At 70.3% G+C, this 14,868-nt stretch carries 12 protein-coding genes; 10 read left to right on the top strand and 2 right to left on the bottom strand.

The features are described 5' to 3' along the window. Positions 1–50 precede the first annotated feature (50 nt). Positions 51–884 (top strand): polysaccharide deacetylase family protein, encoded by an 834-nt coding sequence (locus I596_RS15150; RefSeq protein WP_067649785.1) that lies wholly within the window; start codon positions 51–53, stop codon positions 882–884. Between the two features lie 74 nt (positions 885–958). On the opposite strand, the gene I596_RS15155 is transcribed toward I596_RS15150, so the two are convergent. Together I596_RS15155 and I596_RS15160 are read right to left on the bottom strand one after the other, a co-directional pair. Next, the gene (locus I596_RS15155) at positions 959–1,468 is read right to left on the bottom strand and encodes a hypothetical protein (RefSeq protein WP_067649788.1); all 510 of its coding nucleotides are present in this window, start codon (positions 1,466–1,468) and stop codon (positions 959–961) included. A 94-nt stretch (positions 1,469–1,562) separates the two neighbouring features. Further along, positions 1,563–3,452, bottom strand: coding sequence for an MFS transporter (locus I596_RS15160; protein WP_067649790.1), 1,890 nt, complete (start codon positions 3,450–3,452; stop codon positions 1,563–1,565). A 160-nt stretch (positions 3,453–3,612) separates the two neighbouring features. Here I596_RS15160 and I596_RS15165 point away from each other — a divergent pair, with 160 nt between their 5' ends. The 9 genes from I596_RS15165 (at position 3,613) to I596_RS15205 (ending at position 14,864) form a co-directional block, all read left to right on the top strand. Further along, positions 3,613–5,238, top strand: a complete 1,626-nt coding sequence (locus I596_RS15165) for a tetratricopeptide repeat protein (RefSeq protein ID WP_067649792.1) — start codon at positions 3,613–3,615, stop codon at positions 5,236–5,238. A 10-nt stretch (positions 5,239–5,248) separates the two neighbouring features. Continuing rightward, positions 5,249–5,842: a GTP cyclohydrolase I FolE gene (gene folE, locus I596_RS15170; protein ID WP_067649795.1), complete on the top strand. Its 594-nt coding sequence runs from the start codon at positions 5,249–5,251 to the stop codon at positions 5,840–5,842. A 73-nt stretch (positions 5,843–5,915) separates the two neighbouring features. Further along, complete coding sequence (locus tag I596_RS15175; protein WP_067649798.1) at positions 5,916–7,205, top strand: TCR/Tet family MFS transporter; 1,290 nt, start codon at positions 5,916–5,918, stop codon at positions 7,203–7,205. Between the two features lie 104 nt (positions 7,206–7,309). After that, positions 7,310–9,028 carry a M28 family metallopeptidase gene (locus tag I596_RS15180; RefSeq protein WP_067649801.1) on the top strand — a complete coding sequence of 573 codons (1,719 nt, stop codon included), beginning with the start codon at positions 7,310–7,312 and terminating at the stop codon, positions 9,026–9,028. Positions 9,029–9,152: 124 nt separating this feature from the next. Further along, a complete protein-coding gene (locus tag I596_RS15185; RefSeq protein WP_067649804.1) occupies positions 9,153–9,998 on the top strand; it encodes a CorC family transporter in 846 nt (281 codons plus the stop codon). Then, positions 9,995–11,296 (top strand): lipoprotein N-acyltransferase Lnb domain-containing protein, encoded by a 1,302-nt coding sequence (locus I596_RS15190; RefSeq protein ID WP_083965627.1) that lies wholly within the window; start codon positions 9,995–9,997, stop codon positions 11,294–11,296. The genes I596_RS15185 and I596_RS15190 overlap by 4 nt, the downstream gene beginning before the upstream one ends. Before the next feature lie 7 nt (positions 11,297–11,303). Continuing rightward, a complete protein-coding gene (locus I596_RS15195; RefSeq protein ID WP_067649807.1) occupies positions 11,304–12,326 on the top strand; it encodes a magnesium and cobalt transport protein CorA in 1,023 nt (340 codons plus the stop codon). 205 nt (positions 12,327–12,531) lie between these two features. Further along, entirely contained in the window at positions 12,532–14,595 is a 2,064-nt protein-coding gene (locus I596_RS15200) for a carbon starvation CstA family protein (RefSeq protein ID WP_067649810.1), read from the top strand. Then, positions 14,592–14,864, top strand: coding sequence for a YbdD/YjiX family protein (locus tag I596_RS15205; RefSeq protein WP_083965628.1), 273 nt, complete (start codon positions 14,592–14,594; stop codon positions 14,862–14,864). The genes I596_RS15200 and I596_RS15205 overlap by 4 nt, the downstream gene beginning before the upstream one ends. Positions 14,865–14,868: the final 4 nt, after the last annotated feature.

Raw genomic sequence — 14,868 nt, forward strand, 5'->3', positions numbered from 1 at the left:
GCCGCGGGCCAGCGCCGTATCATGGCCCGTCCTGCCCGCCGACCCGACCGATGCGCGTCCCCGTCCTGACCTACCACGCCCAGAACATCGCCGGCAACGACTACGCCGGCAACGACCTCGTCGCCTTCGGCGAGGACCTGCGGCTGATCGACGACCTGGGCCTGCGCATCGTGCCGCTGCAGTCGGTGGTGGCGCGCCTGCTCGGCCGCAGCGACGAGGACCTCACCGGCTGCGTCGCGCTGAGCTGCGACGACGGCACCGATTTCGACGTGCGCGACCTGCGCGATCCCACCTGGGGACCGCAGCGCAGCCTGAAGGGGCGCATGGACGACTTCATCGCCGAACGCGGCGCCGATGCGCAGCCGGGCCTGCACCTGACCGCCTTCGTCGTCGCCTCGCCGATGGCGCGAACCGACATCGACGCGCAGTGCCTTTCAGGACAGGGCTGGATGAGCGAGGACTGGTGGGCGCAGGCGGCCGCCTCCGGCCGCTTCGCGATCGAGAACCACAGCTGGGACCACAACCACGACGCGATCCGCTTCCCCGGCATCGCCGGCATGGCGCGCGGCGATTTCCACCAGGTCGACGACCGCGAACGCGCGCGCGCCGAGGTCGCCGACGCGGCGCGCTACATCGACCAGCGCACGGCGCCGCGGCGCACCAGCCTGTTCTGCTACCCGTTCGGCCACGTGCCGGACTACCTGCTGCGCGAGTACTTCCCGCGCCACGGCGACGAGCACGGCATGCTGGCCGCGGTGAGCGATGGTGCCTGCCCGGTCACGCCGGCCAGCGACCGCTGGCTGCTGCCGCGCTACATCCGCGGCTGGCACTGGAAATCACCGCAGGACCTCGAAGCGATCCTGCGCGACGCAACCGGGCGCTGACCACCCAGCAGTCTCACGGCCTGCGGGTCACGCCGGCAGCGCCCGGAATCCGGCGTCGCGACCGAGCGTCCCGTTCAGAACGGTCCGATCGCGTGCGCCTTGGCGATCAGGGCACGCCGGCGCACCTCGTCCAGCGGCCGGTGCCAGCGGGCGAGCAGCCGCTCATGCGGTGTCGGCACGAAGCCGGCCTGCAGGTCCACCGCGTAGGCACGCGGATCGCCGCAGTAGCCGAAGAACGCATCGCACCGGTCCGCGAAACGCTCGAAACCGTAGCGCAGGTTGTGCAGCAGGATGCCGCCGGCCGCCGTCACCTGGTCGCGCTGCTCCGGCGTCATGTGCACGAACGCGCGCCCGTCGGTGCAGCCGCCGCCGACCAGCATGATGTCGCCGAACGGCCGGAAGTGCAGATACGACAATGGAATCAGCCGCGGCCCGTCCACGCGCAGGAAGACCCCCAGATGGCACGGGAAATCGGGAATCGTCTCGCGAAACTTGTGCTGGAACATCGGCCCGAAGCTGGTCGTGCCTTCGTCCAGTTCGGTGATCGTCAGGAAGGAATCGAGCGGAGCGGGGAGCACGGGCATGGACGGACCTCGGGAACGGAGACGCCGGCACGGCAAGGCGGCGCGTGCCGGCACGCCATTGTGCGCAATGCGCACACGGCCTGGCTATCCCGCGCTAGGCCGCATCGCCACGCAGCGCACGGACCTGCGTTTCCAGCGTCTCGGCCGTCGCATCCGCCGCGGCGAGCGGCGGCGCGGCCACCAGTTCCACCCGTGCGCGGAAGCGCCGCGGCACGCGCAGCCGCCCCAGGCGCGAATCGCGCTTGCTCCACATGCTGGCCCACATGCCGCGCAGCGCCATCGGCACGACCGGGACCGGCCGGCGTGCGAGGATCTTCTCCACGCCGCTCTTGAACGGCCCGATCGCACCGTCCTTCGTCAGTGCGCCCTCGGGGAAGATCGCGACGATCTCGCCGTCGGCCAGCGCCTGGTCGATGGCGTCGAAGGCCCGCTGCATCAGCACCGGATCTTCCCGCGCCCCGGCGATCGGGATTGCCTTGGCGGTGCGGAAGATCCAGCTCAGCACCGGGATCGCGAAGATCCGGTGGTACATCACGAAGCGCACCGGCCGGGGCACCTGCCCGGCGATCAGCAGCGCGTCCATGTAGCTGACGTGGTTGCAGACCAGCAGGGCCGGCCCTTCGTCCGGCACGTGCGCCTCGACGCCGTGCACCTCGACGCGATAGAGCAGGCGCGTCAGCACCCAGCTCAGGAAGCGCATGAAGAACTCGGGCACGATCGAGAAGATGACCGCGGTGACGATCGCGGTCAGCACGCCGACCGCCAGGAACACCTGCGGGATCGAAAGGCCCAGCACCTGCTGGGCGACGATCCCGAGCACCGCCGCGGCGACGATGAACACCGCGTTCTGGATGTTGAGGCCGGCGATCACGCGCGACAGCTCGTCCTTGGGCGTCCGGCTCTGGATCAGCGCGAACAGCGGGACGACGTAGAAGCCGGCGAACACGCCGACCAGGGCGAGGTCGACCATGATGCGCCAGCTGCCGGGCTGGGCCACGAACTCGGCCACGCTCAGGCCCGCGGCGGCGGCCTCGCCCGGACGGGCGAAGTACAGGTCGATGCAGAACACCGTCATGCCGAGCGCGCCGAGCGGCACCAGGCCGATCTCGACCGTGCGCGCGGACAGCTTCTCGCACAGCAGCGACCCCAGGCCGGTCCCGACCGAGAACAGCGCCAGCGCCAGCAGGTACAGGTTCTCGGCGCCACCGAGGTGGATCTGCGCGTAGTTCGGCAGCTGGGCGGTCAGCGCCGTGCCCATGAACCAGAACCAGGAAATGCCGAGCACGGCATTGCGCACCGCGCGCTGCTTGCGCACCAGGCGCATGACGCTGAGCGACTCGGCCACCGGGATCCAGCTGATCTTCAGGTCAGGCGCCGCCGCCGGGGCCCGCGGGATCGCGCGGCTCACCAGGTAGCCGCTGATCGCCAGCGCGACCACCGCCACGGCGGCGACCACCGGACCGATCGTGCCGACACGCATCAGGCTGGTGCCGACGATCATGCCGAGCAGGATCGAGATCGAGGTTCCCATCTCGACCAGGCCGTTGCCGCCGGTCAGCTCCTCGGGCTTGAGCGCCTGCGGCAGGATCGAATACTTGACCGGGCCGAACAGCGTCGACTGCAGGCCGGTCAGGAACAGCGCGCCGAGCAGGATCGCCGGCGTCTTGGTGACGAAGCCGATCGCCGCGATCGACATGATGACGATCTCCATCGTCGTCGTGACGCGGATCAACGCGGCCTTCTCGTACTTTTCCGCGATCTGGCCGGCTGTCGCCGAGAACAGGAAATACGGCAGGATGAACAGGGCCGGCGCCAGGTTCGCGTACAAGGCCCCCTGCTCGGTCGAAAGGCCCAGCTGGTAGACGATCAGCATCAGCATCGCGTTGCGATAGACGTTGTCGTTGAAGGCACCCAGGCTCTGGGTCACGAAGAACGGTAGGAAGCGCCGCTCGCGCAGCAGGCTGAACTGGTTGTGGCCCGGCATGGGGGCTCCGCACGGAGGGGCAGCGGCGGAATCTAGCAGAGGCCGCGGCGGCAGGAACATCGCGCCTCGGCGGTTGTCCCACGGCGTCGCCGCGGACCGCCCCGGCAGGTAGACTGGCGGACTCCGCGGCCCTTCCCGCCGCCTCGTGAACCCCCTGCGCATGTCCTCCAGATTCGTCGCCGTCCTGCTGCTCGCCCTGGCCGCATCCGCCGCGCCGCCGCTCGCCGCCCAGCCGGTGCTGCGGCCCGTGCCGAGTCCCGACGTGGCCCGGCTGCCCCCGGCCCAGGCCGCCTGGCTGCGCGAGACGCGCGCCTCGTTCGACAAGACCCGCAACGAGCTGGCCGGCGAGCCGCTCGCCCAGGCCTACGCGGTGCTCGCCTCGGCCTACGTGCGTGCCGGCCAGTACGACCCGGCCCTGACCGCGCTGTGGAACGCCGAGCAGCTGTCGGCCAATGACCCGCGCTGGATCTACGCGCAAGGCCTGGTGGGGCATGCGCGCGGCGACGACGCGACGGCGCGGACCCAGTTCCAGCGGGCGATGGCGGTGGCCCCCGACTACCTGCCGATCCGTGCCGCCCTGGCCAGCCTCCAGATCCAGGCCGGCGAGCTCGATGCCGCCCGCAAGCTGCTCGCCGACTACGTCGCCAAGCGCCAGGACCAGCCGCTGGCCTACGCCCTGCTCGGCGACATCGCGCTGCGCCAGAAGCGCTATCCCGAGGCGGTGACCCAGTACCAGCAGGCGCTGCGGCTCGATCCGCCGGCCACGCGCCTGTACCGCTCGCTGGCCGAGGCCTACCAGGGCGCCGGCAACGCCGCTGCCGCCGGAGAGGCACGCGCCAAGGCCGGCGAGGTTCCGGTCAGGCTCAACGACCCGCTCGCCGAGGGATTGTTCGGCGGTCCCGGCCTCGAAGCCGTCGAACCGTTCGCGATCGACCTGAACTCGGCGACGTTCTTCGTCTCGGTCGGCCGCTACGACGCCGCCCGCGAAAGCGCCGACGCCGCCTTGCGCCGCAAGCCCGCCGATGCCGGGGCGATCGCGCTGCGTGCGCGCATCGACGCGGTGGAAGGCCGTATCGATGCAGCCCGCCAGCGCGTCCAGGCCGCGCTGGGAACACAGCCGGACAACGCCCTGCTGCTGCTGACGCAGGGCGCGATCCAGGAAATGGCGGTGGACGACGTCGGCGCCCAGACCGCGTTCCAGAAGGCGATCGCCGCCGACCCGGCGCTGTCCGAGGCCCGCCTGCGGCTGGGTTCGCTGCTGATGCGGACCGGCCGGCCGGCCGATGCGGTCGCCCAGTTCCGCGCGCTGACGAAGCTGCATCCCAACGACGGCGAAGGCTGGGCGCAGTTGCTGGCCGCCGAGGCCGCCGCCGGCCGCTGCGTGGAGGGATTGCGCGAAATGAACGAGGTGCTCGCCACCCGGCCCGACTACGGCTTCGTGATCCAGCTGTCGGTGCGTGCGGCCAGCACCTGCCGCGGCGCCACGGCCGAACAGCGGCGCAAGGCGCTCACCGACGGTGAACGGCTCTACAAGATCAGCGGCGCCGGCGAAGTGGCCGAAGCCTATGCGCTGGCCCTGGCCGCCAACGGCAAGTGGAAGGAGGCCGAGGAAACGCAGGCCGCGGCGCTCTTCGGCGCAGTCAGCAGCCGCGACGCCACCCGGCAGGCGCTGTACCGCGAGTTCTACGACCGCTTCAAGGCCAAGCAGCTGCCGGACCTCCCCTGGGCCACCAACCATCCGTTGTTCAAGCCCGAGCGGCCCACGCCCGCCGCCAAGGCGCCCTGAGGATCCGCCGATGACGCCATCCGATCCCGCGGTCACCCGCAGCGCGGCCGAGGAGGCCGTGCGCACGCTGCTGCGCTGGGCCGGCGAGGACCCCTCGCGCGAGGGCCTGGCCGATACGCCCAAGCGCGTCGTCGACGCCTATGCCGACTGGTTCTCCGGCTACGCGGTCGATCCGGCCGCGTACCTGCGCCGCACGTTCGAGGAGGTCGCCGGCTACGACGAGATGATCGTGCTGCGCGACATCGAGTTCGAATCGTACTGCGAGCACCACATGGCGCCGATCATCGGCCGCGCGCACATCGGCTACCTGCCGACGAGCAAGGTCGTCGGGATCAGCAAGCTGGCGCGCGTCGTCGACGGTTTCGCGCGGCGTTTCCAGGTGCAGGAGAAGCTGACCGCGCAGATCGCCCATTGCATCGAGGACGTGCTGCGGCCACGCGGCGTCGGCGTGGTCGTCGACGCGATCCACCAGTGCATGACGACCCGCGGCGTGCACAAGCGCGGCGTGTCGATGGTCACCAGCCAGATGCTCGGCGACTTCCGCGAGGATGCCCGGACGCGCGCTGAGTTCCTGCGCTTCATCGACGGCAACGGGCGCCGCTGAGCGGTACCCCATCACGTACAATTCGCGCGCGCCGGCGCTGCCCGGCGTTTTCCGAACCGATCGGCCATCGCCCTTGAACGCCCCAGACACCGTCGTCCCCGTGCGTCGCGCCGCGGTGATCTTCATCTTCGTCACGGTCGTGCTGGACATGCTGGCGTTCGGGCTGATCATCCCGGTGCTGCCACACCTGGTGCAGGCGATGGTCGGCGGCGACATCGCCGTGGCCACCCAGTGGACCGGCTTGTTCGGCGCGCTGTTCGGGTTGATGCAGTTCGTGTTCTCGCCGATCCAGGGCGCGCTGTCGGACCGGTTCGGCCGCCGACCGGTGATCCTGGCGTCGAACCTGGGCCTGGGCCTGGACTTCATCGTGATGGCGCTGGCGCAGACGCTGCCGGTGCTGTTCATCGGCCGCCTCGTCTCGGGCATCACGGCCGCCAGCTTCACGACCGCCAATGCCTACATCGCCGACGTGACGCCGCGGGAGAAGCGGGCGGCCGCATTCGGCCTGCTCGGCGCCGCCTTCGGCATCGGCTTCGTGATCGGCCCCGCGCTCGGCGGCTTCCTCGGCGGCATCTCGCCGCGGCTGCCGTTCTGGGTGGCCGGCGCCCTGGCGCTGGCCAACTTCGTCTACGGCTGGCTGATCCTGCCCGAGTCGCTGCCGCCGGAACGGCGCACGCCGCGCTTCGACCTCAAGGGCGCCAACCCGCTCGGCGCGCTGCGCATGCTGCGCCGCTACCCGCACGCGCTGGGCCTGGTGGTCGTGATCTTCCTGACCCAGTTCGCGCAGTTCTCGCTGAACTCGACCTTCGTCCTGTTCGCCGACTACCGCTTCCAGTGGGGCCCGCAAGAGGTGGGCTACACGCTCGCCCTGGTCGGCCTGTGCAGCGGCATCGTCCAGGCCGGCCTGGTCGGGCGGCTGGTGCGCCGCTTCGGTGAACGCCGTCTCATGCTGAGCGGTCTCGCCTTCGGCATCGCCGGCTTCCTGCTGTTCGGGCTCGGCGCGACGCCGCTGGTGTTCCTGGCCGGCATCCCGCTGCTGGCGCTGGCCGGACTCGGCGGGCCGCCGGCGCAGGCGATCCTGACCCAGCAGGTCGACCCGCACGAGCAGGGCCGCCTGCAGGGGGCGATCAGCGGCCTGGCGGGCCTGGCGACGATCTTCGGGCCGTTCCTGTTCACCCAGGTCTTCGCCACCTTCATCGGCCCGCAGGCGAACCTGCACCTGCCCGGCGCGGCGTTCGTGCTGTCGGCGGCGCTGCTGGCCGCGGGCCTGCTGCTCGGCTGGCGGGTCACCGCCCGCTTCGCCCGCATCCCGGCCACCGACGCCGCCCCGCCACCGGTCGCCGAGCCCGGCCCGCCCGGCTGAATCGACCGGCACCGCGCCGCCCGGCCTTGCGGGCACGCGCACCGAATCCACCGGACAAACCGGCGCGGCCGGGTAGAATCGCCGTTTTCGCCGCGGAGAATCCCATGCGTCCCATCCTCCCCGCCAGCGCCGCCGCCAGCCTGCTGGCGCTCGGCCTCGTCGCCTGCCAGCGCGAACAGGCGCCGGCACCGGCGTCGACACCGGCCACCACCGCACCGGCGGCCGCGCAGCCGCGCCAGCCGGTGGTGCCGACGGCCGAAGGCGCCTGGAGCCCGGCGATCACCGCCGAGGATTTCGCCGCGCGCGTGCAGAAGCTCGCGTCGGACGCGTTCGAGGGGCGCAAGCCCGGCACCGTCGGCGAGCGCCTGACGACGGCCTACCTCAAGGACCAGTTCGAGCAGATCGGCCTGAAGCCCGGCAACAACGGCAGCTGGTTCCAGACCGTGCCGATGGTCGAGACCACCCTGGTCGACGCCGACCAGGTCGCGCTGGACGTCAAGGGCAGCGCCGGCGAGGCGCGCTTCGCGTTCGGCAGCGACATGGTGATCGGCACCCTCGACGGCAGCCTCGATGTCGAGCTCAAGGACAGCGACGTGCTCTTCCTCGGCTACGGCGTCGATGCGCCGGACCAGCAGTGGAACGATTTCGACGGCGTCGACGTCAAGGGCAAGACGATCGTCGTGCTGGTCAACGACCCGGGCTGGGGCTCGCAGGATCCGGACCTGTTCAAGGGCCGTGCGCTGACCTACTACGGCCGCTGGACCTACAAGTTCGAGGAAGCCGCGCGCAAGGGCGCGGCCGCCGCGCTGATCGTCCATGAGGACGCTGGTGCCGGCTATCCGTGGAGTGTCGTGCAGAGCGGCTGGAGCGGTCCCCAGCAGAGCCTGCCCGCCAGCGAGGACCCGGCGCCGCGCCTGAAGGCCGCCGGCTGGCTGACCGGCGACGCCGCGCGGCGGTTGTTCGCCGCCGCCGGCAAGGACTTCGACGCGCTGAAGAAGTCCGCGGACGTGCGCGGCTTCAAGCCGGTCGATCTCGGCACCACGCTCTCGGCCCGCTTCAGCAACACGGTGACGCGTTCCAGCTCCGAGAACGTGCTCGCGCTGCTGCCCGGCACCACGCGTGCCGACGAGGTCATCGTCTACACCGCCCACTGGGACCACCTGGGCAAGGACGAGCACCTCCAGGGCGACCAGATCTACAACGGCGCGATCGACAACGCCACCGGCGTGGCCGCCCTGCTGGAGATCGCCGAGGCGTTCAAGCACCAGCAGCCGGCGCCGCAGCGCTCGATCCTGTTCCTGGCCGTCACGCTGGAGGAATCGGGCCTGCTCGGCTCGGCCTACTACGCCGCCCACCCGGCCTATCCGCTGGCCAAGACCGTGGCCAACATCAACATCGACGCGCTACCGATCATCGGCCGCAGCAAGGACGTCAACGTGATCGGCCTGGGCCAATCGGAACTGGACGCCTACGTCACCGAGGCCGCCGCCGCCCAGAACCGGACCATCACCGGCGACGCTTCGCCGGAGAAGGGCTTCTTCTTCCGATCCGACCACGTCAACTTCGCGCGCGGCGGCGTGCCGGCGCTGTACGCCTCCGGCGGCCAGGACCTGGTCGAGGGCGGCTCCGAAGCCGGCGCCAAGGCCAAGGCCGACTACACCGCCCACCGCTACCACAAGCCGGCCGACGAGTACGACCCGGCCTGGGACCTCAGCGGCACGATCGAGGACCTGCAGCTGCTCTACGCCGTCGGCGGCAAGCTGGCCGGCGAATCGACCTATCCCCAGTGGAAGCCGGGCGCCGACTTCCGGCGTCCCGAGTAAGGATCACCGCCCGCTCCGGGCCGGCCACGCGGCCGGTCCGGGGCCTGCGGGAACGCGAAAAGCGCTGTAAAGCGAGTTTGCTACACTCCGCGGTCCCGCCCCCGTGGCGCCGCCCCCGTCGAGAATGAGCGAGGATCCCCCGAGTAGACCGCCCCGGACCTGGTTCGGCCGTATTTTCCAGGTGCTGAGCGGCGAGCTGCGCAGCCGTGAGGAGCTGATCGACGAGCTCCGTCACGCCCAGTCCACCGGACTGATCTCCAACGATACGCTGGCGATGATCGAGGGTGCCATCGAGGTCACGGACCTCAAGGTGGCCGACGTCATGGTCCCGCGCGCACAGATGGTCTCGATCGCCGTCGACGATCCGCTTCCGGAGATCGTCCAGACCGTCATCGAATCGGGGCATTCGCGCTTCCCCGTCCACGGCGACGACCGCGACGAGATCCTCGGCATCCTGCTGGCGAAGGACCTGCTGCGCTGCTTCACCCAGACCGGCGACGCGCCCGGCGAGATCCGGCCGCTGCTGCGCTCGGTGATCCTGATCCCCGAGTCCAAGCGCCTGAACATCCTGCTCAAGGAATTCCGGCTGTCGCGCCATCACATGGCGATCGTCGTCGACGAGTACGGCGGTGTCGCCGGCATCGTCACGATCGAGGACGTGCTCGAGCAGATCGTCGGCGACATCGACGACGAACACGATGACGACGACGACCGCCAGACGCTGATCCGGGTCTCGCCGGACGGCACCTTCCTGGTCGACGCCCAGACCCCGATCGCCGCGTTCAACGAGCGCTTCGGCAGCGAGTTCAACGACGAGGAGTACGACACCGTCGGCGGCATGATCGCGGCGACCGTCGGCCACCTGCCCCAGCCCGGCGACGAGGCGGACCTCGGCGGCTTCCATTTCCAGGTCATGAAGGGCGACGCCCGGCGCGTCCAGCAGTTCGCGGTCCGGATGCACGTCGCGTGATCCGGCCTGCGTCCCGACGCGGCGGCCTGGCGCTGCGGCTGGGCGCATGGGCCTGGCTGGCGCTGCTGGCCGTCCTGATGCGGGTGCCCGCCGCGGACGCCGCCGAGCCCGGCGAGACGCTGCAGATCAGCCTGCTCACCTACGGCCCCGGCGAGCTGTACTGGGAGCGCTTCGGCCACAACGCGCTGCTCGTCCGCGATCGCGCCACCGGCGAAGCCCTCGTCTACAACTACGGCATGTTCGATTTCGCCGAGGACGACTTCTTCTGGAACTTCGTCCGCGGCCGCATGACCTACCACGTCGGCGCCTGGCCGCTGGACGAGGACCTGCCGGCCTATGTCGCCGCCGGCCGCGGCGCGGTCGAGCAGCAGCTGGACCTGGCCCCGGCACAGCGGGCCGCCTTGCGCGATTTCCTCGAATGGAACGTGCAGCCGGCCCACGCACGCTACGACTACGACTACTTCACCTCCAACTGCTCGACCCGCATTCGCGACGCGATCGACCGCGCGCTCGGCGGCGCGCTGCGCGACCAGTCGCGCGGGCGGTCGCGCGGCTACACCTATCGCATGGACGCCGTCCGCCTGCTCGCGCCGCAGCCGTGGCTGATGCACGTGGTCGACCTCGGCCTCGGGCCGTTCGCCGACCAGCGGCTGGACTTCTGGCAGGAGAGCTTCGTGCCGATGACGCTGGCGTCCGTCGTGCGCGATGCCCGCATCGTCGACGACGCCGGCGCCACCCGCCCGCTGGTGATGGCCGAGGACACGCTGGCCGAGAACCGGATCGCCGCTCCTCCCGAGCTGCCGGCCGACCTGCGCTGGCCGTTCCTGGCGGGCGGCATCGGCATCGGCCTGGCATTGACCGCGCTGGCCCGCGCCCGCCGCTACCGCGCCGCACGGATCGGCTTCTCGCTCGCCGCGCTGCTGGTCGCGCTGGCCGCCGGCCTCGGTGGCCTGGTGCTGGCCCTGCTGTGGGGCTTCACCGAGCACCGTGCGGCCTGGCGCAACGAGAACCTGCTGCTGCTCGACCCGCTCTGCCTCGCGCTGCTGCCGACTTGGTGGGCGGCGATGCGACCGGCCTGGCGGCCGGGCCGCGTCGCACGGATGCTGATGCTGCTGGTGCTGCTCGCGGCGGGTTTCGCGGTGTTCTCCAAGGTGCTGCCGTGGTTCGTCCAGCAGAACGGCCATTGGATCGCCCTGCTCGTACCGATCCATGTCGCGCTGGCGCTGGCGCTGTGGCGCCAGCCGGCGCCCGGCCGGGCCGCGGCGAACATTGCCGGAGACGACCCCGAAGCGGCATGATCGGCCCATGGCCGAAGCTCCCGCCCCCGTCACCGCCGAGGCGCCGCGCCCGCAGACCCCGATGGTCGTCAACTGCGTGGCGTACTCCAACCAGGGCCGTCGCGTCGGCGACATCACGATCGACGAGATCAGCGACGTGCTCGAACGGCCCGACCAGTTCGTCTGGGTCGGGCTCCACGAGCCGGACGCCCAGCTGCTCGACAAGCTGCAGGAGGAATTCGGCCTGCACGACCTCGCCATCGAGGACGCCAACAACGCGCACCAGCGCCCCAAGATCGAGAGCTACGGCGACTCGCTGTTCATCGTCGCGCAGACCGCGCAGTTCGTCAGCGGGCGGATCGAGTTCGGCGAGACCCATGTGTTCCTGGGCCGCAACTACATCGTGACGATCCGCCACGGCGCGTCGCTGTCGTACGCGCCGGCCCGGCGCGGCTGCGAGCAGACACCCGACCTGCTCGCGCTCGGCCCCAGCTACGGCCTGTACTCGGTGCTCGACTTCATCGTCGACAACATCTTGCCGATCGTCCGCAACTTCCGCGAGCAGCTGCAGGACCTGGAGGACGACATCTTCCAGGACACCTTCAAGCGCCAGACGATCCGCAGCCTGTACGAACTGAAGAAGGAGCTGGTCTCGCTGCGGCTGGCGGTGGCACCGCTGCAGGACATGCTCAACCAGCTGGTACGCCTGTACCCGGGCCTGATCCGCGACGAGGTCCGGCCGTACTTCCGCGACGTCTCCGACCACGCGATCCGCATCAACGAATCGATCGACACGATGCGCGAGATGCTCTCGGCGGCGATCAGCATCAATGCCGCCGTGGTCGGCGCCTCGCAGAACGAAGTCGTCAAGCGCCTGGCGGGCTGGGCGGCGCTGCTCGCCGCGCCGACCCTGATGACCAGCTGGTACGGGATGAACTTCCACCAGATGCCCGAGCTCGACAAGCCCTGGGGCTACCCGGCGATGATCGCGCTGACCGTCTCGATCTGCGGCGGCCTGTTCCTGTTGCTGCGCCGGGCGCGCTGGCTGTAGAGCACCGCGGCGCCTGCACCGATTCGTTCCACGGCGGCGGCCGGTCCCGGCGGGCCGCCTGCCACCATCCTGCGCGCCCATGCGGACCTGCCGGCAGCAGGCACCGGCGCCGTCCATTCGACCAATGGCTAATGCACCGCGGCTTGACCGTGGTGCGCTGCGGGAACACGCTTTCCCGGTTCCCAATCCGTAGGGTGGAGGCGGTATGACATCGGTCGCAAGCAAGTTGGGATGGCTGGCCCTGGCCATCCTCGGCGCGTTCTGCCTGGGCACCGTCGCCTTGCACCGGGGCGAGACGATCAACGCGGTCTGGCTGGTGACGGCCGCCGTCTCGATCCTCTTCATCGCCTATCGCTTCTACAGCAAGTTCATCGCCGAGAAGGCGCTGCGCCTGGATGCGACGCGGGCGACGCCGGCCGTGCTGCGCAACGACGGCCTGGACTACGTGCCGACCGACAAGTACGTGGTGTTCGGCCATCATTTCGCCGCGATCGCCGGCGCCGGACCGCTGGTCGGCCCGGTGCTCGCCGCGCAGATGGGCTACCTGCCCGGCACGCTCTGGATCCTGGTCGGCGTGATCTTCGCCGGCGCGGTGCAGGACTTCATGGTGCTGTTCTTCTCCTCGCGCCGCGACGGCAAGTCGCTCGGCGACATGGCCCGCTCCGAGCTCGGCCCGGGCGCCGGCGTGGTCGCGATGATCGGCGTGACGATGATCATGTTCATCATCCTGGCCGTGCTCGCCCTGGTCGTGGTCAAGGCGCTGGCGGAAAGCCCGTGGGGCACCTTCACGGTGGCGATGACGATGCCGATCGCGCTGTTCATGGGCGTCTACCTGCGCTACCTGCGCCCCGGCCGCGTCATGGAAGTCTCGATCATCGGCCTGGTCCTGCTGCTCCTGTCGATCTGGCTCGGCGGCGTGGTCGCCCACGACCCGGCCTGGGCCGAGGCGTTCCATTTCAACGGCCGCCAGCTCGCCTGGATGCTGATCGCCTACGGCTTCGTCGCCTCGGTGATCCCGGTCTGGCTGCTGCTGGCACCGCGTGACTACCTGTCCACGTTCCTCAAGATCGGCACGGTGGTGCTGCTGGCCATCGGCATCCTGATCGCCGCGCCGGAACTGCGGATGCCGGCGTTGACCAAGTTCGTCGACGGCACCGGCCCGGTGTTCGCCGGCGGCCTGTTCCCGTTCCTGTTCATCACGATCGCCTGCGGTGCGGTGTCCGGCTGGCATTCGCTGATCTCGTCCGGCACCACGCCCAAGCTGCTGGCCAACGAGAAGGAAACACGTTTCATCGGCTACGGCGGCATGCTGATGGAAGCCTTCGTCGCGATCATGGCCCTGATCGCCGCCTGCGTGCTCGATCCGGGCATCTACTTCGCGATGAACGCGCCCGCCGCGCTGATCGGCACCACGGTCGAATCGGCGGCGCAGGCGATCAGCAACCTGGGCTTCGTGATCACGCCGGAGGCGCTCGCCCAGACCGCCACCGACATCGGCGAGGGCACGATCCTCTCGCGCGCCGGCGGCGCGCCGACGCTCGCCGTCGGCATGGCGCACATCCTGCACAGCGTGATCGCCGGCGAAGGCATGATGGCGTTCTGGTACCACTACGCGATCCTGTTCGAGGCGCTGTTCATCCTCACCACGGTCGATGCCGGCACGCGCGCCGGGCGCTTCATGATCCAGGACCTGGCGGGCCTGGCCGTGCCGGCCCTCAAGCGCACCGAATCATGGGCCGCCAACCTGATCGCGACCGCGCTGTGCGTGGCTTGCTGGGGCTACTTCCTCTACCAGGGCGTGGTCGATCCGCTCGGCGGCATCAACACCTTGTGGCCGCTGTTCGGCATCGCCAACCAGATGCTGGCGGCGATCGCGCTGACCGTATGCTGCGTGTGCCTGATCAAGATGAAGCGCGACCAGTACGTGTGGATCCCGCTGGTGCCGACTGTGTGGCTGCTGATCTGCACGCTGACCGCCGGCTGGCAGAAGGTGTTCCACGGCGACGTGCGCATCGGCTTCCTCTCGCATGCGAAGAAGTACGCCGACGCGCTGGCCCAGGGCCAGGTGCTGGCGCCGGCCAAGTCGCTCGACGACATGAACCGCATCGTGTTCAACGACTACGTCAACGCCGGCCTCGCGGCCACGTTCATGGCGATCGTCGTCGTCGTCGTCGTGTTCGGCATCCGCGCCGCGGTTCGCGCACGGCGCATCTCGCTGCCGACCGCGCAGGAAACGCCGTACGTCGCGTTGGCCTCGGTGGCACGATGAACCTGCCTGCGGGCAAGCGTGGGCCGCGCGCACCGCAAGGCCCGCTCGACCCCGGCGAGGCGGCCGCGCGCGCCGCCGCCTCGCCACTGGCCGCACTGTGGCTGCGTGCCGTGCGCATCGCCCGCCAGATCATCGGCATCCCGGACTACGGCACCTATGTCGCGCACCTGCGCGCCTACCATCCGGACCGACCGATCCCGACCTACGCCGAGTTCTTCAACGAGCGCCTGGAAGCACGCTACAAGGGCGGCGGCGGACGCTGCTGCTGACGCC

This window comes from Dokdonella koreensis DS-123 (genome assembly GCF_001632775.1).
Classification (GTDB): domain Bacteria; phylum Pseudomonadota; class Gammaproteobacteria; order Xanthomonadales; family Rhodanobacteraceae; genus Dokdonella; species Dokdonella koreensis.